Origin of the sequence: Roseobacter sp. GAI101, assembly GCF_000156335.1 — a bacterium.
Classification (GTDB): Bacteria; Pseudomonadota; Alphaproteobacteria; order Rhodobacterales; family Rhodobacteraceae; genus Sulfitobacter.
On sequence record NZ_DS999213.1, the window covers coordinates 2,060,632 to 2,084,087 of the forward strand.

Below are 23,456 nucleotides of genomic sequence, written 5' to 3' on the forward strand. Positions count from 1 at the left end.
GATAAAAAATAAGCCACGCCGTCCGATGGGTCAGCGTGGCTTTCCCGTTAAAAAGTGCAGTTTAAAAGTGCTGCCTAAAATGACTTGGTCTCATTTTAACGCCACATTTAACCGTTTTTCGGATCAGCCCCGAAAAATCGGGCCGACCTTCGTCGAAATCGCCAACGTCACCGGATCCAGTCCCAGCATCCAGGCCCCCGCCTGTTCGACCACCGTGCCGCTTTGCAGCTTGTTCAGTCTGATCTGGTAAGTGCCCGGTCCGACAGAGGACAAGACCAACGCTTTAAATATAAAAAACAGAACGCCAAGAAGCAAGAACGTCTTGAACGGAAAACCGGCTGAGCGTTTTGCGGGACGCGCAATCACCAGACCGTCGTCGCGAATTACCGTGTGATATCCGTTCGCCATCATGACGTGTTTCCGGTTCAAATCGTTGATGCGTTTTCCAAAATGTTGATGTGTTTCAACCATGGTAGCCTCAAAATGCTTAAGGCCCCCACCTTTCACATTTCAATATTACAGCATAACCCAACTTGTTGCTAACAATTTGCCTCGAATTGGGGCATCAACCGGTCGCAAATTAGGGCATTTTTTGGACCGTTAGCGTTGTCCAGTCGCCAATCATCTCTTTATGCAGCAGATTGATGCCAGATTCGGCATAAACAGCGATAACATCGTCCGCCTGCTCGTTCAAAATGCCCGAGAGAATCGCTTTGCCCTGCGGGGCCAGTGCTTGGGCCATATCGGGGGCCAAAGCGACAAGCGGCCCCTTGAGGATATTGGCAAAGATCAGATCGAATGGAGCCTTTGCGGCAAGGTCAGGATGGTCAAAGCCAGCGGCCTCGACGCAGATCAACCGGTCTGACAGTTCGTTTGCCTCCGCATTCGCCCGCGCCACGTCAACCGCGACCTCGTCAATGTCACTTGCCAGAACCGGATTTGGCCAGATGCGTGCAGCGGCCATCGCCAGCACCGCCGTGCCGCACCCGATGTCGGCCACATTCTGAGCAACCATCCCGTCATTCGCCAAACGGTCCAGCGCGCGCAGACAGCCCAGCGTCGTGCCATGGTGGCCGGTGCCAAAGGCCATGGCGGCTTCGATCAGCAAGGGCTCGCAATCTGCCGGGACCTTATCGGCGTCATGGCTGCCATAGACAAAGAACCGCCCGGCCGCGACCGGGGACAGTTCGCGACGGACATGGGCAACCCAATCGGTTTCGGGCAACTCAGACACCACAAACGCCTTGGCCCCCATCGCCGCCGCAAGCACGGCAAGCGCGGTCTCGTCGGGTGCTTCTTCGAAATAGCCGCCCACTTCCCACAGCCCCGATCCGTCTTCCATTTCAAAGACGCCCACGCCTGTCGGCTCCGGCACCAGGTTCTCCATCGCCTCGCCCAAAGCATAGGCGGGCTTGCGTCCTTCGAGGGTGGTCAGGGCTGTGAAAGTGGTCATGTGGCTCTCCGAAAAGGGTTCAAACGGCGCGTAAGGTCGTGGGCCCGCCCCGTCAAGGGCCGGCTATTCCGCGACGGCTGGAACGGGGGCGGCAAAAATCGTCTCATTCCCGGGTGCAGGGTGGCGCGGGATCATCATTGCCAAGGCCAGCGATACGCCTGCCATCCCCGCCGCCAGAAAGAACACGGCAGCAGGCGACACCAGCCACAGCAGGCCCAGGCCCACCGGCAGGAAAACAGCCGCAATATGGTTGATGGTAAACGCAACGGCGGCCGTCGGCGCGATGTCACGCGGGTCGGCGATCTTTTGAAAATAGGTTTTCAACGCCAGCGCCAGGGCAAAGAACATGTGATCCAGAACATACAACGTGGCGGCGACAACAACACCCCAGCCCAGATAATAGACACCGCCATAGGCCAGAAACACGATGATCAGCCCGATATATTCGAACCCCAAGGTGCGCCTTTCGCCGAAACGACCCACAGCGCGCCCCATCAAGGGCGCAAAGATCATGTTGGCGATCAGGTTGATCAGGAACAGCAGCGTGATCTCATGCACGTCAAAGCCGAAACGTTCGACCATCATGAAGCCTGCGAAAACGACAAAAATCTGCCGCCGCGCGCCCGACATGAACTGCAGCGCGTAATAGAGCCAATAGCGCTTGCGCAGCACCATCTTCTTGACCTGCGGCGTCGGCGCTTCGAACTGCGGATAGGCGGCCAGCGCGAATAGCGCGATCGCAACGGTCACTCCGCCGCCAATCAGATAGACGATATTATAGGACAGCGACAGCGTGTCCCACAGCGCCATGATCGCCAGATAGGCTACCAGCGTCGCCGCCGACCCCGCGGCCATCAGCCAGCCCAGCATACGCGGCGCGTCCTCAATCTTGAGCCATTGCAGCTGCAGCGACTGGTTCACCGTCTCGTAATAATGAAACCCGATCGAGCTGAGCATCGTAATGGTCAAAATCCCGCCCATCGACGGAAACCAGGCGGTCACGGCCGTGGCCGCGCCCAGCAGAACCAGCGATACCAACCCCAGAATCTGCTCGCGCACGAAAATGATAAGTGCAATGACACCAACAGCCAGAAATCCTGGAATTTCGCGCACCGTGTGCAGCAACCCGATGTCAGCACCATCGAATCCCGCCACCTCGATCACGAAGTTGTTCAACAGCGCCGACCAGGTGTTGAAGGCGATCGGCATCGCCAAGGCCATCAAGAACAACAGCGCCACGGGGCGGCGCCAAAACGGCTGATGCTTGGCATCTTCAAGGGTCACTAAATGCGTCATGCGACCTCCAATACGCCTCTTGCCGCCCCTTGACGAGATCAAATCAAACGCCCCCGGCGCGCATCGTCCACACCCTTCACTTCCAAATGGAAAAAAATCCTCGCCGAAGGCATGTTTTGCCCCTTGAGGGCAAAACCATCAAAGACTCTCCAACGGTAAAGCACAGCGTAAAACGGTTCAGTAAAAACTCTGCGGATCAATATCCACGGCGATCCTCAGATCCCCCTTCAACCGCAATTGCCCGACCCATTTCGCCAAGGCGTCTTGCAAGGGGGCCGATTTATCCGCCTTCACCAAAAGCCGCACCCGGTGCCGCCCGCGTACACGCGCAATAGGCGCAGGCGCGGGCCCATAGACCTTTGCGCCAACCGCCCGCAGCGGTCCGTCTTGCCGTGCAAGCTGATTGCCCGCGTCAAAGGCGGCCGCCACATCGGGCCCGCTCAGGATGATCCCCGCCATGCGCCCGTAGGGTGGCACACCGGCCTGACGCCGCTCGCCGGCTTCGGCTTTCCAGAAACCTTCTTCGTCCCCTGCCAAGATGGCGCGGATCACGGGGTGGTCCGGCTGATAGGTCTGCAACAACGCAGTCCCCGGAGTCTCTGCCCGGCCGGCCCGGCCCGCAACCTGACGCATCAACTGAAAAGTCCGCTCGGCTGCACGCAAATCCGACCCCATCAGCCCCAGATCGGCATCAATCACCCCCACCAGGGTGAGGTTGGGAAAGTTATGCCCTTTGGCCACAAGCTGCGTGCCGATGATAATGTCGGCGGCCCCCTCCGCGATGCCTGCAATCTCGGCCTTCAGCGCCCGCGCCGATCCGTACATGTCAGAACTAAGGGTGGCGACCCGCGCATCGGGCCAAAGAGCTGCGGCTTCCTCACCCAGACGCTCTACGCCCGGCCCCACTGCGGCCAGTTTACCTGTCGCGTCGCAAGACGGGCAGGCTTCGGGCATCGGTTTACTCTCACCACATTGGTGGCAGACCAGACGCTTGAGAAACCGGTGCTCCACCATACGCGCGTCACAATCATCGCAGCCGATCTGGTGCCCGCAGGCCCGGCACAACGTCACCGGCGCATAGCCGCGACGGTTGATGAACAGCATCGCCTGTTCGCCTCGTTCCAGCCGCTTGTCCACCTCGGCACGCAAGGTCGGAGACACCCATTTATCGCTGGGCAACCCTTCGGCGCGCATGTCTATCGCGCCCATCTTCGGCATCACCGCAGGCCCGAACCGCGACGTCAGTTCAACCCGCGTATACTTACCTGCCTCGGCATTGGCCCAGCTTTCCAGACTTGGCGTGGCGGATGCCAGCACCACCTGTGCCCCGCAGATCGAGGCGCGCAAGACCGCCATGTCGCGGGCATTGTACAAAACACCCTCTTCCTGCTTGTAGGAAGTATCGTGTTCTTCATCAACGACGATCAGCCCAAGGTTCTGGAACGGCAGGAACAACGCCGACCGCGCACCGATCACGACCTGCGCATTGCCCTGCCCCACCATGCGCCAGATCCTGCGGCGTTCGGTCATCGTCGCGCCCGAATGCCATTCCGCAGGCTTTGTCCCGAACCGCGCGGCGATCCGGTGCAGAAATTGTTCGGTCAGCGCGATTTCGGGCAGCAGGACCAACGCCTGCCGCCCGGCTTTCAACGCGGCCGCGACGGCCTCAAGGTACACTTCGGTCTTGCCCGATCCGGTAACACCACGCAGCAGGGTGGTGGCATAGGTCTCCGATGCAACGCCTTTGGCCAGCAGCGCCGACGCTGCGGCCTGATCCGCTGTCAGTTCCTTGCTGGGCAGCGTCGGATCCATGCGGGCGAAGGGGACATCGCGCGGGCTGTCTTGCTCAATCACCGCGTCCTGCGCCACCAACCCTTTGATAACCGACGATGTGACCCCCGCCATTTCGGCCAATTCCTTGAGGGTGAACGACAGATCACCATAGTCTGCCAAGGTCGCCAGCACCCGACGGCGGGCATCTGTCATCCGGTCAGGTTCTGCTGTCCCGCGCCGATAGATCTTGCGCATCGACGGCGGGTCGCCCAGCCCCGGCGCACGGGTCGCCAGCCGCAGCATCGCGGGCATGGGCGTCAGCGTATAGGCGGCAGCGCGGGACAGAAAACTGCGCAATTCCTCGCGCATCGGGGCTGCATCCAGCACGCGGATGACCGACCGGACCTTTGACAGATCGTAATCACCCTGCCCTGCCCCCCAGACCACCCCAAGAACCTTGCGCGGGCCCAAGGGCACCTCGACAAACGCGCCCAGATGGCAGCCGCCTTCGGGTGCTTTATAGTCCAGCGCACGGCCCAGGGGCTGTGTGGTCAACACGCCGACAAGTTCGCCTTGATGAAAGAATTCAGGGGGGGGCACCGACGTCTCCGGCTTGGGATAAATAGAATTAGGGTTTCGGCACCGCAGTTCATAGGCTAAAGCCCCTTGGCAAGAGACATAGCCATTCGCGCCGCCCATTCCAACCAGAAGGACCAAATATGAAATTCTTCGTAGATACCGCCGAAATCGACGCCATTGCAGAACTGAACGATCTGGGGATGGTCGACGGGGTGACCACCAACCCGTCGCTGATCCTGAAGTCAGGCCGCAACATTCTGGAAGTCACCAAAGAGATTTGCGATCTGGTCGAGGGTCCCGTTTCCGCCGAAGTCGTCGCCCTCAAGGCAGAGGAAATGATCGCCGAAGGCCGCAAGCTGGCCGAGATTGCCGAGAACATCACTGTAAAGCTCCCGCTGACATGGGACGGGTTGAAAGCGTGCAAGGTCCTGTCCGGCGAGGGCAAGATGGTCAACGTCACGCTGTGCTTTTCTGCCAATCAGGCATTGATCGCCGCCAAGGCGGGTGCCACGTTCATCTCTCCCTTCATCGGGCGTCTGGATGATATCAACCTTGATGGCATGGAGCTGATCCAGGACATCCGCACGGTCTATGACAACTACGGTTTCGAGACGCAGATTTTGGCCGCCTCCATCCGGTCGCCCAACCACGTGTTGGAAGCGGCCCGCATCGGTGCCGACGTGATGACCGCCCCGCCAGAAGTCATCAAAAAGCTCGCGTCGCATCCGCTGACCGACAAGGGCCTTGAGCAGTTTATGGCCGATTGGGCCAAGACCGGTCAGAACATTCTGTAAGCTCTGATCATGTCAAACTCTTGCGCGCGGTGTCTTCAAGCAGCGCGCGCAAGAACGACGGGCTAAGCGGGAAAAGCGTGTTGGCCTGTTCAGGCAAGGGCTGAGGTGCTTCTTTCATCTTCTCAGTCAAGACATCCAAGCCGCGCTGCGTCCCGAAAATACGTCACATGAAGCCTGACTTTTCCCCGGCGAAATCGTTTTTGCTGAAAAAACGCGCGAAATCTCAAAATAAAAATGCAGATTTTGCGGATGTCGCATGCTAAGACGGTCAAAATCAAAAAAAACGAGCCCCGCATGAGCAGCAACCACAAGATCGAAGATTCCCTTCGGGAAGCGATCATTTCGCAGCCCGATGTCATTCTGGACGACAACGATGTGATGCAGGCCCTGATCGCCGCGAATGAACGCGCGATGGGGAACAACATCGTGGACCTGCGCGGCATCGCGATGGACCGTCTGGAAACCCGGCTGGACCGCCTGGAAGACACACACCGCAACGTCATCGCGGCGGCCTATGAAAACCTGGCTGGCACGAACCAGATCCACCGCGCGATCCTGCGGATGCTGGACCCGGTCGAATTTGAAACCTTCCTGCGGGATCTGGGCGGTGAAGTCGCTGATATCCTGCGGGTGGATGCGGTGCGGCTGTTGCTGGAATCGGTCCAGAACGACAACGACCCTGCGGTCAAACGCCTGGGCGATGTGCTGAACGTGGCCGAGCCGGGATTTATCGATGATTACCTGACCGCAGGGCGCGGCGGTACCGTGCGGCAGGTGACATTGCGCAGCGTCCAAGACAGCCCCGAAACGGTTTACGGCGGCGCGGCCGACTGGATCCGGTCCGAAGCCTGCCTCAAGCTGAACTTCGGCGAGGGGCGTCTGCCTGGCCTGCTGATCCTCGGGTCAGAAGATCCACACATGTTCGGCCCGCAGCAAGGTACCGATTTGCTGGGCTTTTTCGCCGGCGTCTTTGAGCGTACGATGCGCCGCTGGTTGTCTTGAGCAGCGCCACCAACACGCTCCTGATCAGCCCGGCGGCGCGGGACGCCATGCAAACCTGGCTGGATCATCAACGTGCTCTCAAAGGCGCGGCAGAAAATACGATCACGGCCTACCAAGGGGACGTGACCGACTTTCTGGCTTTCATGACGCTGCACAAAGGCGACAGCATCGGCTTGGGCGCGCTGGCAAACATCACCATCTCGGATATGCGCAGCTGGATGGCCCGGACCCGCGGTCCCGATGTTGGTCCGCGGTCTTTGGCCCGCAAGTTGTCGGCGGTAAAGGCATTCTACCGCTGGCTGGCCGAGCGTGAAGGGTTTGAACCCACGGCGGTCTTGTCGACACGGTCGCCGAAATTTCCTAAGAAACTGCCGCGCCCCTTGGCCGTGGATGCTGCAAAAGCGATGATCGACTGTGTCGAACTGCAATCGCCCCGCCCATGGGTTGCCGCGCGCGATGTCGCGGTATTGACGCTGCTTTGGGGCTGCGGCTTGCGGATCTCCGAGGCGCTTGGCCTGAAAGGAGCCGACGCACCCCTGCCCGATGTATTGCGCATTGTCGGCAAGGGCGGGAAAGAACGCGTCGTGCCGGTGCTGCCTGCCGCCCGTGACGCCGTTGACGCCTATTTGCGGGCCTGTCCACATCCCCAAGAACATGGCACGGCGCTTTTCAAGGCCGTGCGCGGCGGCCCCTTGGCGGCCCGCGCCATCGCCCAGGTGATGGCAGATGCACGGATGCAGCTTGGCCTGCCTGCGACCGCGACACCGCACGCGATGCGCCACAGCTTTGCAACCCATCTGCTGGACGCGGGCGGCGATCTACGCGCGATCCAGGAATTGCTGGGGCACGCGTCCTTGTCCACCACGCAGGCTTATACGGCGGTCGATACCGCGCGGCTCATGGATGTCTACAACCGCGCCCATCCCAAGGCGACGGGCTGAAAACCAGGCTTTCGCCAAGTGCCCTTCTGTTCGAAAAAATCGATCCGGAATTTTTGAAAATTCCGGTCAGCCTCTTACCTGTCCAACTGCGCCACGAAATCCTGCGCGGCCTTGGTCGGGTCTTCCCCGCCTTGCGCCACCAGATCGCTCAGCGCGGCCAGCGCGGCCTTTGCCTTTGGTGCCTCAAGCTGTGCCAACAGCGCGTGTTTCACGGCCTGTTCGAACCAATACCGCGCTTGCGCCGCGCGGGTGCGTTGCCAGAACCCGTGATCCTTCCGCCAGCCCGCCAGCGTCTGAACCTCTGCCCACGCCTCTGACAACCCGTTTTCCTCCAAGGCCGACACCATCATCGCCTTGGGAAAGCCGTCGGGGTCCTGCGGGCGTTTGCGCAACAATCTCAATGCACCGGCATAATCCGCACAGGTCCTTGAGGCTGCTGGCTTCAGGTCGCCGTCAGCCTTGTTCACCACGATGATGTCCGCCATCTCCATGATTCCGCGTTTGACGCCTTGCAATTCGTCCCCGCCCGCGGGGGCCAACAGCAGCAAAAACACATCCGACATTTCCGCGACCACAGTTTCCGACTGTCCGACGCCGACCGTTTCGATCAGCACCACGTCAAACCCGGCAGCCTCGCAAAGGGTGACCGCCTCGCGGGTGCGGCGGGCCACGCCGCCCAAATGGGTCTGGCTGGGCGAGGGTCGAATAAATGCGCCTCTCTCGCGGGCCAGCAGGTCCATGCGGGTCTTGTCCCCCAGGATCGACCCGCCGGAACGGCTTGAGGACGGATCGATCGCCAACACAGCCACGCGCAAGCCCTGACGGATCAGCATCATGCCAAAGCTTTCGATGAAGGTGGATTTGCCGACACCCGGCGTGCCTGACAGACCTATCCGCAACGCCTCCCGGTCTTTGGGCAGGGCCGCCAGCAGTGCTGTGGCCTGTGCACGGTGATCCGCGCGGGACGATTCGACCAGCGTGATCCCCCGCGCCAGCGCGCGCCGGTCCCCCGCGACGATGCCCTTGGCCAACTTGTCGATATCCATGCCACAGCCCCTTTGTCTTGGCCTGCATCTTTCAGACGATCCGCGGCAAATGTCCAGACCAACGCAAGGCTTGGCGGCGCGCCCGGATTGACCCATAACCCCGATCATGAGCTTTGAACTTCCCATCGATCACGTCATGCCGCAGGTCATCGACGCGTTGCGCCAGACCGGGCGCGTCGTGTTGCAAGCGCCCCCTGGCGCGGGCAAGACCACCCGCGTGCCCCTTGCGATGCTGGATGCCGGCCTGACCTCTGGCCGGATTATCATGCTGGAACCGCGCCGCCTCGCCGCGCGCGCTGCCGCCGAAAGGATGTCTGCGACTTTGGGCGAAGACGTCGGCCAGACCGTTGGCTTTCGCGTGCGCGGAGCCTCTGCCATCGGGCCGAACACCCGGATCGAGGTCGTCACCGAGGGCATCCTGACCCGCATGTTGCAGGACAACCCCGATCTGCCGGGCGTCGGTGCCGTGGTCTTTGACGAATTTCACGAACGGTCGCTGAATGCCGATCTGGGGCTGGCGCTGTGTCTTGAGGTGGCAGGCGCGTTGCGCGACGATCTTTTGCTGGTTGCAATGTCCGCCACATTGGATGCTGCCCCCGTGGCCACCTTGATGGACGCCCCGATCGTGACGTCGGAGGGGCGCAGTTTTCCCGTGACGCCCCGCTGGCTGGACCGACCCGTCGGCACACAACGCTTTGAACAGGCGATGGCTGATCTGGTCATTCACGCGCTCGAAACGGCCCCCGGTTCCGCCTTGGTCTTTCTGCCCGGCGAAGGTGAAATCCGCCGCGTTGAATCCGCGTTGAAGGACCGCCTGCCCCCAGATTGCACCCTTGCCCCGCTGTTCGGCGCGATGGAATTCAAAGCGCAGCGCGCCGCCATTGCCCCCGCCATCACGGGACGCAAGGTCGTGCTGGCAACTTCCATCGCCGAAACCTCGCTGACCATCGAAGGCATCCAGATCGTCGTGGACGGGGGCCGCGCGCGCCGCGCACGGTTTGATCCGTCGTCGGGCATGTCGCGACTGGTCACCGACCGCGTGACGCGGGCCGAAGCCACCCAGAGGGCCGGCCGTGCGGGCCGTGTCTCAGAAGGGGTCGCCTTCAAGCTCTGGACCCGGGGCGAAGAGGGCGCGCTGGCCGCCTTCCCTCCAGCCGAAATCGAAGTGGGCGATCTGTCGTCTTTCGCGCTTGAACTCGCGATGTGGGGCGCGCGCGCCGCCGACCTTAACTTTGTCACGCCGCCGCATGACGGGCGACTGGCCGAAGCGCAAGGCGTCTTGCAAATGCTGGGCGCGCTGGACCACGCGGGCCGCATCACCGACCACGGTCGTGCTTTGGCGCGGCTGCCGTTGCCCCCCCGCCTCGCGCATATGGTTGCCAAGGGCGGGCCGCGCGCGCCGACACTGGCGGCGATCCTGTCTGAACGCGATCCTCTGCGTGGTGCCCCGATTGATCTGGCGCTGCGCATGGATGCCGTCGCTGGCAAGCGCACCTTGGGCGAGGTCAACCACGCCACCCTTGCCCGCATCCGCCAAGAGGCCAAGCGCCTTGCGCGGGGCCAATCGGTGCAGGGGCCGGATACGCTGGGGGTGCTTGCAGCACTTGCCTATCCCGACCGCGTGGCCTTGCGCCGCAAGGGCGATGCGCCGCGCTTTGTGATGTCGGGCGGCAAAGGGGCAGTGATCCAAGACAATGACCCGATGGCGGGCGAACGTTTGATCGTGGCGACCGATCTTGACGGCGACCCCCGCGAGGCGCGCATCCGTCAGGCTGTCCGTCTGTCCGATGCTGATTTGCGCGACACGTTTCCCGATCAGATTGTCTGGCATGACGTCTGCATCTGGTCGCGCCGCGAAGGGCGCGTTCTGACCCGCCAACAGGAACGCTTTGGCGCGCTGGTGCTGGACGACCGCGCGTGGTCCGACGCCCCGCCCGAAGATATCGCCCGCGCCATGCTGGACGGTGTGCGCCAGTTGGGGATGATGCCGGGCAAAGCAGCGGCGCTTTTTCTGGCGCGCGCGCGGCTGATGGGGGAAAATTTCCCCAATTTCTCGGACGCGCATTTAATGGAAACCATCCAGGACTGGTTGCTGCCGCATCTGACCCGCGTGCGAAGCAGCGGCGACTGGAAAGCATTCGATCTGCTGCCCGCCCTTACGGCGCGCCTGTCCTGGGACGAACAACAGATGCTCGACAAGGCCGTGCCTGCGCATTTCACCACACCTCTGGGCCGCAAGCTGGCCATTGATTATGACGGCGCGCAACCACAGATATCGCTGCGCCTGCAAGAGGTGTTCGGCGTGACCCGCCACCCGATGATCGCGGGGCAACCGTTACAGGTCACCTTGCTGTCGCCCGCCCAGCGTCCGGTTCAGGTGACAACCGATCTGCCGGGGTTTTGGGCGGGATCCTATGCAGATGTGCGCAAGGACATGCGCGCGCGCTATCCGCGCCACCCCTGGCCAGAGGACCCGACACAGGCGGACCCGACGCTGCGCGTTAAACCGCGCGGAACGTAAGTTGGGTGCTTCTTCGCCAAACGGGCCGAAAACGATGGGGCCGCGCAACGAGAACGCCGACTGCAAGACAGCCGGCGTCACTCGTTATTGCGCGCAATGGCGCTGATACTTGTCAAACTGATAAGCAGGGCACATCGTTACGACTTGGATCAACTTGTTACCGATTGCGACAAACACACAGGGCATCGCGACCCTTCGCAGCGGAAAACCTCGGCGCATCGCGCGCGCAAGGCGCGGTGTTTTGATGCAAGGGAGTTCATCAGAATTCTGCCGCTGGTCCTTTATCCACGCCAGACACTGACGAAGAGTTTCAAACCAACCAGAATCTCTGCGGGTTTTGACTAAAAACCGGGAATACATCTGACGTGGGCAGTCCGGCCAAGGGGCCGAACACCGCACCGTAAGGTGTCAAAGTTCGGTCATTTCCCCAACGGCCAGCACGTCGCCGGTCGGCGCACCGGTGGGCGAGCCGCCCAAAGGTTCGTCCGAAATGGCCAGCGTGATCTGGGCAGCCTGGCTGCGCAGGGCCTCGGGCACCAGCAGGCGCACGGTTTCCTGTTCCGGCAGCACGCCCAAGGATACCGGCGCTTGGCCGGGCAAGATCGCCCAAAGTTCGAACGCGCGGTTCGGGGCCACCTGACCTGATACGCGGCGCAGGGCGATTTCATGCTTCACCGGCTCGACGACCGCAAGGATCTGCAAGCCGCTTGTTTCCCCGACCAATTGTGCGGCCAGAACGGTGGGCTGCGTAACAGGGCCCGTATTGATCTGGAGCAGTTGGACACCGAGGTATCCGGCAAACAGGAGCGCTGCGATACTGACGCCCTGCCACAACCAGACACGCTGCAAGACCGATACACGCGGCTTGGGAAAGACCCGCGCCAGCATCTTTTTCTTGAGCTTGGCGGATGGCTTGACCGGGGCAATCGCGCCCGTCATCGCGGCAAAGCGTTCCTGCCAGAAGACCATACGTTCGGCAAAACCGGCATCCGTCGCCATGCGCCGCCGCGCGGCGGCCTGATCATCGGCAGAGGCAAGGCCCAACACCAGTTCGGCGGCCATCAGATCATCGTCGGGGGGGGTATCTTGGATATCGGTCATTGGCTCATGCACTCCCGCAGGGCGATCAGACCACGGCGCAGCCATGTGCGCATCGTGTTCAGAGGCACGCCGAACCGATCTGCCAGATCCGCGTAGGTTTCACCGTCCAGGTAGGCACCGCGAATGGCCTTTCCGCGGTCCTCCTCAAGGGTATCGAGACATCCGGACAGGCGCGACGCCTCTGACGAAGCCACAGCAAATTCTTCGGGGTTGGGGCCGGGCGACACCAGTTCCAGGCCCGGCGTGTCGATATCCTGATGCCCCTTCTTGCGCGCGCGCAGCCGGTCGATCGACGTATTGCGCGCGATCGTGATCAGCCAGGTCATCGGGCTGAGGCCATTGGAATGATACCTGTCGGCGTTATTCCAGATTTTGACAAATGTATCCTGCATCGCGTCCTCTGCTGCCGCGCGTTTGTTCAACACACGCAGGCAGACCCCGAAAAGTTTCGCACAGGTCCGGTCGTACAACAGATCAAACGCGGCCCGGTCCTTGAGAGCGACGCGCGCGATCAGGTTCTCGATTTCTTGTCGGTCCATTTGCAACAGCTGGCTCCGTCATGCAGGGTCTATGTCTTCGGTCACGATGATAGACGCAGCTTTGGCTTTGTCCAGCGCGGGGGCTTGGGCACAGCGTAACATCAAGCGATCCGATTTGGCGATATTTCATTTCAAGTGGCCCTTGGGGGCAATCGGCTCTTTTCATGGGGGAAAATTTCCGTAGGGATGGTGCCAAACCCCACCCTAAAAGGATCCCACCAATGCCCCCTGCCCACGCCTCTTATGATGTTGTGATCGTCGGTGGCGCGATCTTTGGATCGTCGCTGGCCTGGTGGCTGACACAGATGCCGGGATTTGATGGCAAGGTGCTGGTGGTTGAACGTGACCCAAGCTATCAATTTGCGTCGACAAGCCATACCAATAGCTGCATCCGGCAGCAGTTCACCGCAGCGATCAACGTGAAGGTGTCGCAATTCGGGGCGGAGTTCGTCAAGAACTTCCGCCATTTCATGGGCGATGATCCGGAGGTGCCGAATCTGGCGCTGCAAAGCTTTGGTTATATGTATCTGGCCGATACGCCTGAATTTGCCGAAACGCTGAAACGCAACCAACAGGTGCAGATGGCGCTTGGCGCGGGGACAAAACACCTGAGCCGAGCCGAGATCGCCGCAGCCTATCCGTTTTACCAGCTTGATGATATTCTGGCCGGAAATCACAACCTGATCGACGAAGGATATTTCGACGGCGGCACCATGTTTGACTGGTTCAAGCGCATGGCACGGCGTCAGGGTGTGGAATATGTCCACGACGAGGTCATTGCGATGACCAAGGCCCCGAATGGCAAGACCGTGGACAGCGTGACGCTGAAATCAGGTGCCGTGATCGCCTGCGGCACGGTCGTCAATGCCTCTGGTCCGCGCGCGCAGGCGACAGCACAGATGGCAGGGCTTAGCCTGCCGGTCGAACCGCGCAAGCGCTACACCTTCGTGTTTGATGCCGCCGATCCGCTTGACCGTGATCTGCCGCTGACGATTGACCCGTCCGGCGTGCATTTCCGCAGCGAGGGGAAATATTACATGGCCGGATGCACCCCCGACGAAGACCCAGCCGTTGCCTACGACGATTTCGGCTTTGATCATTCCATTTGGGAAAGCAAAGCGTGGCCGGCCGTAGCGACCCGTGTGCCGCAACTGGACCGGGTGAAGGTGATCAACGAATGGGTCGGGCATTACGCCTATAACGTGCTGGATCAAAACGCGATCCTTGGCCCGCATGGCGAAGTCGGCAATTTCATGTTCATGAACGGGTTCTCCGGCCATGGGCTGCAACAATCCCCGGCCCTCGGGCGTGGCATGGCGGAATTGATTGCCTACGGGGAATATCGCAGTCTCGATCTGACACCCTTTGCCTTCAAGCGGATCGAAACCGGGGCCTCAATGATCGAAAAGGCGGTGATATGAAACTGCGCGAGAATACATTCCTGCGCGCGATCCGCGCGGGGCAGCAACAGGTCGGCCTGTGGATCAGCCTTAGCAATGCCTATGCCGCCGAGGCCGTGGCCCCTGCCGGATACGACTGGGCGCTGCTGGACATGGAACATTCGCCGAATGAACTGGCGTCGCTTTTGGGGCAGTTGCAGGCTTTTGCGGCAACCGACACCACCGCCATCGTGCGCCCCGACTGGAATGACGCCGTCAAGGTCAAGCGGCTGCTTGATCTGGGCGTGCCCGGGTTGCTGTTTCCGATGGTCGAGAGCGTCGAAGAGGCCCAAGATGCCGTTGCCGCCTGCCGCTATCCACCGCACGGGGTGCGCGGGGTGGCGGGAACCACGCGGGCGAACGGCTTTGGCCGGATCAAGGATTATTACAGCGAGGTTGAAAAACAGACCGCCATTCTGATCCAGCTTGAAACCGTGCAAGCGGTCGAAAATGCCCTGGCTTACGGCGAAGTGGACGGCGTCGACGGTATCTTTTTCGGGCCGGCCGATATAGGGGCAAGCATGGGGCATGTCGGCCAACCGATGCACCCCGAGGTCTGGCAACTGATCCGCCCTGCCGCCCGCGCCCTGATGAGCCGTGGCATGCCCGTGGGCACGCTGGTGTCCGATCCGGCCTTTGCGGCCGAATTGCTGAACGAAGGCTTCAGCTTTGTCGCATGTGGCAGTGACGCGGGGTTGCTGGCCAAGGGTGCGGATAATTTATTGGGCCAGGTCAAATCGGCCCTGAAGTGAGAAAGTGAAGGAAATGACAATGCTGAAAAAACTCGTTTTGACAGGGGCCGCGGGCCGACTGGGATCCTACTTGCGTGAACCTTTGGCCGCGATGTGTGACGAACTGGTCAGCACGGATATCGCCGATGACATCGGCACACTTTACGCGGGCGAAACCTATGCCAAGGCCGATATTGCTGTTTACGACCAGATTGCGCCCCTGCTGGAAGGGGCCGATATGGTGGTGCATTTCGGGGCGATCGTGGATGAAAAGCCTTTCATGGAACTGCTGGGCCCGAATTTCGTCGGTTCGTATAACATCTGGGAAGCGGCCTATCAGCACGGCCTGCAACGGGTCGTCTATGCCTCTTCAATCCACGCGGTCGGGATGCACAAGAAAGCGGATTTCATCGGCATCGATGCGCCCCACAAGCCCGATACTTTCTACGGGCTTGCCAAGTGCTTCAGCGAAGATCTGGCGTCGATGTATTGGGACAAGCGTGGCCTCGAGGCAGTTTGCATGCGCATCCTGAGCTGCGCGCAGGTCAATAATCCGCGCGCTCTGGGATCCTGGCTGTCCTATGATGACCTTATCCAGCTGGTGACACGCGCTGTCGACACCCCGTCGGTCGGGTTCAGCGTCGTCTACGGCGTATCCAACAACGACCGCGCGCCGGTGGACAATGCCAAGGCGTCTTTCCTTGGCTACCGGCCCAAGGACAACGCCGAACAATTCGCGCCCGAGATTCTGGCGAACGCCCCGCCAGCCGATCTGAAGGATCCCGGCGAAATGCACCAAGGTGGCCCCTTCGCCAAGGTCGATCTGGGCGAAAGCGGCGTGGCGTCGATGAACATCGTCAACGACAAGAAAACGACCTGACGCCTCAAAGGCCGCGCGCTTAGGCTTTGTCGAGCGAGCGGCCGATGATCTCTTTCATGATCTCCGAGGTGCCCGCATAAATCCGTTCAATGCGGGCATCCACAAACGCTTGGGCGATGGGGTATTCCTCCATATAGCCATAGCCGCCAAACAGTTGCAGGCACTGGTCCACGACCCGCCCGAGCAATTCGGAATGATACAGCTTGCCCGCAGACGCCTGCACCGCGTCCAGCTTTCCGGCAAGCCGCAGGGCAATCAACGCATCGCAAAACGCACGCCCTGCCATCAATTCGGCCTTGAGCCCAGCCAACACAAACCGCGTGTTCTGGAAATCGAGGATCTTTTTGCCGAAGGCCTTGCGTTCGTTCACATAGTCCACCGTCATCTCGAACGCGGCTTCGGCGCGGGCCTGACACTGGACAGAGATCAGCAACCGTTCCTGCGCCAGCTCCTCCATCAGGTAGTAGAACCCCTTGTTTTCCTCGCCCAACAGGTTCTCGCCGGGCACAAAGACATCCTCGAAGAACAGTTCGGCAGTGTCATTGCCATGCTGACCGATCTTGCGCAGGTTGCGCCCCCGGCTAAAGCCCGCCATTTCGCGTTCGATCACGAAAAGCGACACGCCCTTGGCCCCTTTGCTGGGGTCGGTCACGCAAGCCGTGACAACCACATCGGCGTTCTGGCCATTGGTGATAAAGGTCTTTTGACCGTTGATCTTCCACCCATTGCCGTGGCGTTCTGCGCGGGTCTTGATGGCTGCCAGATCACTGCCGGTACCGGGTTCGGTCATGGCAACAGCCCCGATCGCATCACCGCTGACCATCCGCGGCAGAATGCGCGCCTTCAGCTCATCAGAGCCGCGGTTGTTGATATAGGGCGTCACGATCAGCGAATGCAGCGAAAACCCCGGCCCCGTCGCGCCGATGCGGCCCAATTCCTCGCTCACGATGATATCAAACAGGATTCCCTGCCCGATCCCGCCGTATTCTTCAGCCAGCCACGCGTTCAACATGCCCAAGGCCCCCGCCTGCTTCCACGTTTCGGGCGGGACCTGATGCGCTGCATTCCAATCGGCCATGTGGGGCTTGATCTGTGTCTCGCAGAACCGGCGGACGGTATCGCGGAAGCTGTCATGGTCCTTGTTGAACAAGGTGCGGGGGAATGCGGTCATGGGGTCTCCGAAGGTTTTGTGGCGCACGGATGGGGGCGAAATGGCGGGGCGCTTTTTGCGTCATGTGATCTGGATCGAACAAACATCCCGGCATTTAGGAAGGGGAACAGCACCGGTGTCAAACCTTCTGTTCGTCGCTACGCGGTAGAAACACCCCCGAATTTTCCAAATGGTAGTGGTCAGGCGTGCGCCCCGTTTTTGCAACGCCGACCGTGGTTCAGGTGTTCGGGCCGAACAGCATCGCAAGCGCCCGCCTGTCGATTTTTTTCGAAGTGGTGCGAGGAAATTCCTGAAGAATATGGATCTCTGCAGGGACGCAATACCGTGCCAGCCTGTCGCGACAATGCACGATCAGTTCCTCAGGCGTGGTCATCGCCCCCGGCTGCAAGGTGACCGCAGCCCAAATGGTCGATGCGTCCCGGCTCAGGAAACTTCCGGCTTCCTCGACCTGCTCATGCTGCGCCAGAACGGCCTCAATCTCGTCAAGCTCAATCCGGAAGCCGCGCAGTTTGATCTGGCGGTCCTTGCGGCCCAGAAACTGCATGCCGTCAGGGCCGCCATCCACCACCAGATCACCCGTCCGGTAAAACCGGTCCGAAAAATCTTCGGTCACGGGACGATGATAGAAGCAGGTCGCGTTCAGGTCGGGCGCGCGCCAATAGCCGCGCATCATCGTGGGGGTCCGGACCAGCAATTCACCCGGGGTGCCGAATGCAACGGGCGCGTCGTTCTCATCGACGATCAATCCTTCGGCGACATCCCATATCCGCCCAATCGGAATCGCCTCGACATCGTCGGCCAAACTCTGGTCGATGTGATGATACGTGCACGCGTTGACCTCGGCGGGGCCGTAGCAATTGCTGAACCGCGCATGGGGCCACTGCGCGATCAAAGCATTGAGGTACTTGGGGGCAAAGGGTTCCCCACCAAAGATCACCCACCGCAGTGCCGTCAGATCACGCTGGTCCAAAACCCCGCGCAGACACAGTTCTGTCAGCGCGAAGGGAGCCGAAAACCAGATTGAAACCTTCTCCTTCTCCATCAGTTCCGACATGCTGGCGGGAAAAGCCTTGTAGGGATCGGGCAGGATCACGGTCGTGGCACCGCACAGCGGCCCGCCCAGAAAATCGAACAAGGAGATATCGAAATGCAAAGGCGCGTGGTTGGCCAGCCGGTCCGAGGGCAGGATGCCGAACAGGTCAGTGATGCCGCGGGCATAATGCAGCCCACTGGCGTGGGTATGGGTCACGCCCTTGGGCATTCCGGTCGAACCGGAGGTAAAGATGATGTAGGCGATGTCACTGGAAATCATCCGCACCGGGGCCGCCGGCGGGGTGGTTGTGACACTGTCCCAACTGATGCAGCGGACGGTTGGCGCGATGTCCGTCGTCACGCCGACGATGCAGGACAGCTTTGGCAATCTTTCGCATAGGGCTTCAAGCGTCGCCGTTTTGGCATCAGCCGAGATCAGATGCGTGATCCCGCATTGCTGCATGATCAGCACAAGCCTTTCGACCGGAGCGCTCGGATCAAGCGGCACATAGGCAGCCCCTGACTTGAGTATCCCGTAGATGGCCAAGGCCGATTCAAGCGACATGGGCATCAAAATACCGACACGGTCACCGCGCTTGACGCCTTGGCCGATCAACTCAGCCGCAAGACGGGCGCTGCGGTCTGCAAGCGCGGCGTAGGTCAGGCTTTGATCCATGAACCGGAACGCCTGGCTTGTTGGATCACGTTCAGCCGCGCGGTCGATTATCTGGTGGAGGAGGTTAACGGTCATCGTCAGGCCAACCCTTCCCGTGCGGTTGCCGCCGAAAGTGCCATTGGCGTCTCAGGTTTCATCCCGTGCTGATGGTTTGCAGATATCACGGGACCACGCCTAATCCAGCAGACGCGCAATGATCTGGCGCTGGATATCCGAGGTACCGGAATAAATCAGACCGGCGGTCGCATCCCGCAGATCACGTTCGACACCATCGGCGGACAGGTACCCCCGCCCCCCGAAGATCCGCACTGCGTCCAGACTTGAGGCGGCAAATGCTTCCGAGATGTGCAATTTCGCCATTGCGGCCTCCAGCGGGGCGGGGCGCTTTTTGTCCTTAAGCGACGCGGCCCGGTAAAGCAGCAACCTTGACGTCTCAAGACGCAGGCGCATGTCGGCAAGCCGGTTCGAGACGGACTGGTGATCAATAATCGGCACGCCGAAGGTCTCGCGTGATCGGGCATAGGCCGTGCAGTCCTTCAACTGCCGCGCCATGGCCCCCACATGGCTGGAGAAAATAAAGCACCGTTCCCATTCCATCGTATGCTGGAAAATGCTCATCCCCGCGCCGACGGGCCCCAGCAGGCGATCTTTGGGAATCCAGCAATTGTCAAAGCCCAGGGGGCCCAGCGGCACGGTGCGCAGCCCCATCTTTTCATCCGCTGCCCCCCGGATAAATCCGGCATCAGACGTTTCGACAAGAAAGGCCGAGACGCCCCAAGCGCCCTTGTCAGGATCGGTCTTGGCAAAGACGATGGCCAGATCGCAAGCTGGCCCCATGCCGACAAATGCTTTGGCCCCGTTCAGTACAAAACCACCGTCACGTTCCCGGGCGGTGGTGGTCATTTTCATCGCATCGGACCCGGTTTCCCGTTCGGTCAGCCCATGCGCGCCCACAAGGCTGCCATCACACAGACCCGGCACATATTTCTTCTTTTGCGCGTCTGAGCCAAAGGCCAGGATCGGGTAAAGAACAGTCCAGATGTGCCCGTTTATCGCCAAGGTCAGGCCATTGTCCCGGCACCCTTGCCCGATCGCTTCCAGCGCCATAATCGTGGTCAGGACATCGTGGCCTGCACCGCCATATTCTTCGGGTACGCCCAGACCAAACAGGCCAAAATCACCGCATTTTTGCCACAGGGCGCGCCAGGCGGGGTCTTTGACCGGGTCGCCTTTTTCGCGCTCGGCCGTACCCGGGTCCAGATTTTTCTGTGCAAAGGCCAACGCCGCCGCAGTCAGCGACCGCTGGGCATCACTGGGGTCAGACATCATTCCCGCATCGTGATCGGGGCTCACGCTCACAGTCCCCTGCTTTCAAGATAGATCATTACCGCGTCGATACTGGCCAGATTGGTCAAGGTGATATCCTGAGGCGGGATGACCAGATCGAATTCGGTCTCAAGCATCGCGACAAAGCGCACAACGGAAAGGGAATCGAGCAATCCGCTGACCAACAGGTCTTCGTCATCAGTCAGATCGCGCCCCAAACGCAGGCCTTCCCCCAGATAGCTGCGGATGACGGTGCGTGTCTGGGCCTGTAATGCTGGCGTCATTTCAGAGACCTTTCAGAAAGAAAATACGAGGCTAGAACAGCAATCTGGAAAGCGAAACATCCAGCATAAACGCACGTTTTACGCACCAGTACAATGCGATGAGCATCAAAAGAGATGACCCGCCATAGAGGAACACCGGCACGTAGACCCACAATTTCCGAAGCACGAAAAGTACCGGAAAACAGATCAGGACAAATGCGATCTGTCCAATTTCGACGCCGATGTTGAACCCCAGTAGCGTCACGAAAAGGTTGGATGGATCGACGCCCAGCGGCGACAGTACATTCGCAAAGCCCAGCCCGTGCAACAAGCCAAAGCCACAGATAACGATCCAGACCCGCCGCCTGGGCGTGGCGGTCAGATTGGCCGCGGCGGCAATGGCGATGGATGCTGCGATCAGCGTCTCGACCAGACGCTCCGGCAGGCGGATCAACTCCAACGCCGCAAGGCTGAAGGTGACGGAATGCGCTATGGTGAACAGCGTCACGACTGTCAGCACATTCATCAACCCGGACCGAAGACTGTCCACCGGCACCCAACTGCGGTTGCGCAGGGTCAGAACCGCCGGCAGTAGCAGCGCAAAAAGGAACAAAAGATGGTCATAGCCGATCAGGATGTGATGAAATCCATAGACGATGAAACTGGTGAAAATCCCCCAGGACGACCCACCCGTCAGGTCGATGCTGCGGGTTTCACGGTTTGGCGCGAATATCAGGCTGTGACGGGCCTCGTTGCCCTCTAGCCCCGATTTTGCGTTGCTTTCAATAATCAGGAACACCGGCAGGCTTGGCCCGTTTTCGGGGAAATAGGGGGTGTAGGCCGCATCCACACTGTCGGGCAATGGCGTTGCAACATCGGTATCAAAATAGACCTGCGCAAAGACACCGATAGCAACCTCTAGAAACCGGTGGTGGGACGGTGCAATCGGATAGCTTTGACCGTTGATGTCAAAGACCAAGACCGTTTGCAGAAGGTCGTAAATTTCGGTGCGATGGGCGTCGAACTCTGCCGGGGTCACGATGCCGTTCGCGTCGTCATCAAGAGGCAGAACCTCCCCGAAATCCTGAATGTTGAATTCAAACCGCCCCGAAAGGGCCGCGTCTGCGACGTTCAGGTAAATATAGCTTTCGTTTTTACGGTGGGCCGACGCTTCGGTTGCGATAAATCCGAAACTCAGAAGAAAAGGCAGCAATAGGCGCAAGAACAACTGTGTAATTCCATTTTTAAAATCAAAACCTGATGGATGCTGGGCCGAAACCCGCTTGATGTCCAGAGTTGTCGACCATGCGTGGTGCGATGGGCCGCAGCATCTGAAGCCTTAAGGTTTTGGCCCGACACGCTGCCAAAAAAGCGCACGAATTTCAAGCAGATGCAGGATCGAAAAGGCAGCCATCGCGCCGACACCGACTGGAAAGGCCGCAGGGCTGTCGATCAGGCGCAACGCGGCGACGACCCCAAGCCCGAGGATCAACTGGGCAGCGATCAGCTTCACATCACGCTGCCAATAGGACAGGATACCTTCCTTTTGCAGCAAAAGCCCCGTGACGAGCATCGCAATCGGTCCCGTCACATTGGCGAAAGCCACATAGTCAAAGGGCTGGTCCAGCAACACCACCAGCCCGACTGTGGCGACATACACCACCGCCGCGACCACTTGGGTCACCAGATAGGCACCATTCCGGTCCCGCGCGAGCAAGTTGAAAATCGGGATCCAGGCCAGCGATTTGACGACCTCGCCCACGAACCAGATCGCAGCGAATGTCACCAACCCTGTAAGTTCCGACGAAAAAAGCACACTGAAGACAGCGGTTGAAAACCCGTTCACCCCCAGCAAGACACCGCCCACGACAATCAGCAGCAACCGCGCCTGATCGTTTGAAATCTTTCGCGCGCGGGCATGATCCGACCCTGCACGGCTGAGCTGCGGATACAGGTTTGCCTGAAAGCTCAGCAGCAGGAAGGCCGAGATTTGAAAAGCAATCGCATAGACGCCTTGAAACCCGCCGACGGCTGGCAGGCCATAGGTGGTCAGGATAAGGTGTTGGACGACCAGAACGCTGCCGACCCCCAACGCGCCGCCCGACATGAAATGCAGACCGGTCAGCATCATCGGCCGCACCGTGCGCCATGCGGCCCGTATTCGCAGATGCTTGCGCATCTCGACCAGTCGGTCACGGCCATAGGCCTGCGCCAGAACCATCATTCGCACCAGATGATAAACCAGGATCAACGGAAACAGACCGCCCGTGCCATAGACCCATATCAGCCAGATCCCGACCGGGATCGCGATGATATTCGCCACCAAGGTTGCGCGGGCAAATTTACGGGTTTCCTCGTGCCCCATCAATCCTGCGCCCAGCGCATTGCACCAGACCATGATCGGAAGGCACGGCAACAACCACCAGATCAGCAAAGGCCCGTCGCCAAACGGAATCAGCGCCGGCAGCACCGTCATCCCGAAAGCAATGGACACGAGGGCCGCAGTCACCGCCGTTGCGGCCAACACGAGCAGCGTATGACTGACGATCATCGCCTGTCGCGGCGCATCACCCGCAGCTTTGGCAACTGCGCCGGTCAGGCTGAAGGCCAAACCCATGGTCGCAAGCGCCGCCACCATGCCCGTGACATTCTGCAAGATGCCATAGATGCCCAATCCCGCGGTCCCCAAAATGACGGTGACGAACTTGTACCGCACGAACGCGGCGGCCACGTTCAGCATCGACACGAACCCGATCTGCACCGTGCCAAGGCGCAATTTTTGCCGGGATGCCTCTTCGTCAGGAACTGCCGTCACAGGTACGGCACCGGCCTGATTCCCGCGGTCAGACAGTGCTGCTGTCCGGTGCTTCGGCGTTGGCATTCTTGACGCGGA

At 60.3% G+C, this 23,456-nt stretch carries 20 protein-coding genes; 7 read left to right on the plus strand and 13 right to left on the minus strand.

Annotation, left to right across the window (positions count from 1 at the left end; all coding sequences use genetic code 11):
* Positions 1-123 precede the first annotated feature (123 nt).
* The 4 genes from RGAI101_RS09590 to RGAI101_RS09605 form a co-directional block, all read right to left on the minus strand.
* Positions 124-411 (minus strand): hypothetical protein, encoded by a 288-nt coding sequence (locus RGAI101_RS09590; protein WP_254655264.1) that lies wholly within the window; start codon positions 409-411, stop codon positions 124-126.
* A gap of 169 nt (positions 412-580) precedes the next feature.
* Positions 581-1,453: a 50S ribosomal protein L11 methyltransferase gene (locus tag RGAI101_RS09595; protein WP_008229001.1), complete on the minus strand. Its 873-nt coding sequence runs from the start codon at positions 1,451-1,453 to the stop codon at positions 581-583.
* Positions 1,454-1,516: 63 nt separating this feature from the next.
* Positions 1,517-2,749, minus strand: a complete 1,233-nt coding sequence (locus tag RGAI101_RS09600; RefSeq protein ID WP_008228483.1) for an MFS transporter — start codon at positions 2,747-2,749, stop codon at positions 1,517-1,519.
* Between the two features lie 177 nt (positions 2,750-2,926).
* Positions 2,927-5,122 carry a primosomal protein N' gene (locus tag RGAI101_RS09605; protein ID WP_008225687.1) on the minus strand — a complete coding sequence of 732 codons (2,196 nt, stop codon included), beginning with the start codon at positions 5,120-5,122 and terminating at the stop codon, positions 2,927-2,929.
* Between the two features lie 119 nt (positions 5,123-5,241).
* Between RGAI101_RS09605 and fsa the strand changes: the two genes are divergently transcribed.
* The 3 genes from fsa (at position 5,242) to RGAI101_RS09620 (ending at position 7,838) form a co-directional block, all read left to right on the plus strand.
* Positions 5,242-5,895: a fructose-6-phosphate aldolase gene (fsa, locus tag RGAI101_RS09610; RefSeq protein ID WP_008228814.1), complete on the plus strand. Its 654-nt coding sequence runs from the start codon at positions 5,242-5,244 to the stop codon at positions 5,893-5,895.
* A 294-nt stretch (positions 5,896-6,189) separates the two neighbouring features.
* Positions 6,190-6,897, plus strand: coding sequence for a DUF484 family protein (locus RGAI101_RS09615; RefSeq protein ID WP_037229371.1), 708 nt, complete (start codon positions 6,190-6,192; stop codon positions 6,895-6,897).
* 47 nt (positions 6,898-6,944) lie between these two features.
* Positions 6,945-7,838 carry a tyrosine recombinase XerC gene (locus RGAI101_RS09620; protein WP_037229373.1) on the plus strand — a complete coding sequence of 298 codons (894 nt, stop codon included), beginning with the start codon at positions 6,945-6,947 and terminating at the stop codon, positions 7,836-7,838.
* 74 nt (positions 7,839-7,912) lie between these two features.
* On the opposite strand, the gene meaB is transcribed toward RGAI101_RS09620, so the two are convergent.
* A complete protein-coding gene (meaB, locus tag RGAI101_RS09625; RefSeq protein WP_008225436.1) occupies positions 7,913-8,884 on the minus strand; it encodes a methylmalonyl Co-A mutase-associated GTPase MeaB in 972 nt (323 codons plus the stop codon).
* Between the two features lie 106 nt (positions 8,885-8,990).
* Between meaB and hrpB the strand changes: the two genes are divergently transcribed.
* A complete protein-coding gene (gene hrpB / locus RGAI101_RS09630) occupies positions 8,991-11,405 on the plus strand; it encodes an ATP-dependent helicase HrpB (protein WP_008225719.1) in 2,415 nt (804 codons plus the stop codon).
* 408 nt (positions 11,406-11,813) lie between these two features.
* Here hrpB and RGAI101_RS09640 read toward each other — a convergent pair whose 3' ends face one another.
* Complete coding sequence (locus tag RGAI101_RS09640) at positions 11,814-12,506, minus strand: anti-sigma factor (RefSeq protein ID WP_008225750.1); 693 nt, start codon at positions 12,504-12,506, stop codon at positions 11,814-11,816.
* Positions 12,503-13,045: a sigma-70 family RNA polymerase sigma factor gene (locus tag RGAI101_RS09645; protein ID WP_008228897.1), complete on the minus strand. Its 543-nt coding sequence runs from the start codon at positions 13,043-13,045 to the stop codon at positions 12,503-12,505. Before RGAI101_RS09645 ends, RGAI101_RS09640 begins: the two co-directional genes overlap by 4 nt.
* Positions 13,046-13,266: 221 nt before the next feature.
* Here RGAI101_RS09645 and RGAI101_RS09650 point away from each other — a divergent pair, with 221 nt between their 5' ends.
* From RGAI101_RS09650 to RGAI101_RS09660, 3 genes are read left to right on the plus strand one after another with little or no spacing between them, the layout of a single operon-like run.
* Positions 13,267-14,466 carry an NAD(P)/FAD-dependent oxidoreductase gene (locus RGAI101_RS09650; RefSeq protein ID WP_008228290.1) on the plus strand — a complete coding sequence of 400 codons (1,200 nt, stop codon included), beginning with the start codon at positions 13,267-13,269 and terminating at the stop codon, positions 14,464-14,466.
* Entirely contained in the window at positions 14,463-15,236 is a 774-nt protein-coding gene (locus RGAI101_RS09655) for an HpcH/HpaI aldolase family protein (protein WP_008228014.1), read from the plus strand. Before RGAI101_RS09650 ends, RGAI101_RS09655 begins: the two co-directional genes overlap by 4 nt.
* A gap of 19 nt (positions 15,237-15,255) precedes the next feature.
* Positions 15,256-16,095, plus strand: a complete 840-nt coding sequence (locus RGAI101_RS09660; RefSeq protein ID WP_037227879.1) for an NAD-dependent epimerase/dehydratase family protein — start codon at positions 15,256-15,258, stop codon at positions 16,093-16,095.
* A gap of 19 nt (positions 16,096-16,114) precedes the next feature.
* On the opposite strand, the gene RGAI101_RS09665 is transcribed toward RGAI101_RS09660, so the two are convergent.
* From RGAI101_RS09665 to RGAI101_RS09690, 6 genes are all read right to left on the minus strand, one after another.
* Positions 16,115-17,266 (minus strand): acyl-CoA dehydrogenase family protein, encoded by a 1,152-nt coding sequence (locus RGAI101_RS09665; RefSeq protein ID WP_008228071.1) that lies wholly within the window; start codon positions 17,264-17,266, stop codon positions 16,115-16,117.
* A gap of 217 nt (positions 17,267-17,483) precedes the next feature.
* Entirely contained in the window at positions 17,484-19,049 is a 1,566-nt protein-coding gene (locus RGAI101_RS09670) for an amino acid adenylation domain-containing protein (RefSeq protein WP_008226339.1), read from the minus strand.
* A gap of 99 nt (positions 19,050-19,148) precedes the next feature.
* Complete coding sequence (locus tag RGAI101_RS09675) at positions 19,149-20,333, minus strand: acyl-CoA dehydrogenase family protein (RefSeq protein WP_157044670.1); 1,185 nt, start codon at positions 20,331-20,333, stop codon at positions 19,149-19,151.
* Positions 20,330-20,584 carry an acyl carrier protein gene (locus tag RGAI101_RS09680; protein WP_008227588.1) on the minus strand — a complete coding sequence of 85 codons (255 nt, stop codon included), beginning with the start codon at positions 20,582-20,584 and terminating at the stop codon, positions 20,330-20,332. Before RGAI101_RS09680 ends, RGAI101_RS09675 begins: the two co-directional genes overlap by 4 nt.
* Before the next feature lie 31 nt (positions 20,585-20,615).
* Positions 20,616-21,791 carry a HupE/UreJ family protein gene (locus RGAI101_RS21265; protein ID WP_050763199.1) on the minus strand — a complete coding sequence of 392 codons (1,176 nt, stop codon included), beginning with the start codon at positions 21,789-21,791 and terminating at the stop codon, positions 20,616-20,618.
* A gap of 111 nt (positions 21,792-21,902) precedes the next feature.
* A complete protein-coding gene (locus RGAI101_RS09690) occupies positions 21,903-23,444 on the minus strand; it encodes an oligosaccharide flippase family protein (protein ID WP_008226002.1) in 1,542 nt (513 codons plus the stop codon).
* Positions 23,445-23,456: the final 12 nt, after the last annotated feature.

What these genes read in the sequence shown, in the direction of transcription:
- RGAI101_RS09620 (WP_037229373.1), top strand. Translation starts at nt 6,945, where the DNA reads ATGCAAACCTGGCTGGATCATCAACGTGCTCTCAAAGGCGCGGCAGAA.
- RGAI101_RS09690 (WP_008226002.1), bottom strand. Translation starts at nt 23,444, where the DNA reads ATGCCAACGCCGAAGCACCGGACAGCAGCACTGTCTGACCGCGGGAAT.
- meaB (WP_008225436.1), bottom strand. Translation starts at nt 8,884, where the DNA reads ATGGATATCGACAAGTTGGCCAAGGGCATCGTCGCGGGGGACCGGCGC.
- RGAI101_RS09660 (WP_037227879.1), top strand. Translation starts at nt 15,256, where the DNA reads ATGCTGAAAAAACTCGTTTTGACAGGGGCCGCGGGCCGACTGGGATCC.
- RGAI101_RS09680 (WP_008227588.1), bottom strand. Translation starts at nt 20,584, where the DNA reads ATGACGCCAGCATTACAGGCCCAGACACGCACCGTCATCCGCAGCTAT.
- RGAI101_RS09590 (WP_254655264.1), bottom strand. Translation starts at nt 411, where the DNA reads ATGATGGCGAACGGATATCACACGGTAATTCGCGACGACGGTCTGGTG.
- RGAI101_RS09615 (WP_037229371.1), top strand. Translation starts at nt 6,190, where the DNA reads ATGAGCAGCAACCACAAGATCGAAGATTCCCTTCGGGAAGCGATCATT.
- fsa (WP_008228814.1), top strand. Translation starts at nt 5,242, where the DNA reads ATGAAATTCTTCGTAGATACCGCCGAAATCGACGCCATTGCAGAACTG.
- hrpB (WP_008225719.1), top strand. Translation starts at nt 8,991, where the DNA reads ATGAGCTTTGAACTTCCCATCGATCACGTCATGCCGCAGGTCATCGAC.
- RGAI101_RS09640 (WP_008225750.1), bottom strand. Translation starts at nt 12,506, where the DNA reads ATGACCGATATCCAAGATACCCCCCCCGACGATGATCTGATGGCCGCC.
- RGAI101_RS09595 (WP_008229001.1), bottom strand. Translation starts at nt 1,453, where the DNA reads ATGACCACTTTCACAGCCCTGACCACCCTCGAAGGACGCAAGCCCGCC.
- RGAI101_RS09665 (WP_008228071.1), bottom strand. Translation starts at nt 17,266, where the DNA reads ATGACCGCATTCCCCCGCACCTTGTTCAACAAGGACCATGACAGCTTC.
- RGAI101_RS09655 (WP_008228014.1), top strand. Translation starts at nt 14,463, where the DNA reads ATGAAACTGCGCGAGAATACATTCCTGCGCGCGATCCGCGCGGGGCAG.
- RGAI101_RS09650 (WP_008228290.1), top strand. Translation starts at nt 13,267, where the DNA reads ATGCCCCCTGCCCACGCCTCTTATGATGTTGTGATCGTCGGTGGCGCG.
- RGAI101_RS09670 (WP_008226339.1), bottom strand. Translation starts at nt 19,049, where the DNA reads ATGACCGTTAACCTCCTCCACCAGATAATCGACCGCGCGGCTGAACGT.
- RGAI101_RS09600 (WP_008228483.1), bottom strand. Translation starts at nt 2,749, where the DNA reads ATGACGCATTTAGTGACCCTTGAAGATGCCAAGCATCAGCCGTTTTGG.
- RGAI101_RS09645 (WP_008228897.1), bottom strand. Translation starts at nt 13,045, where the DNA reads ATGGACCGACAAGAAATCGAGAACCTGATCGCGCGCGTCGCTCTCAAG.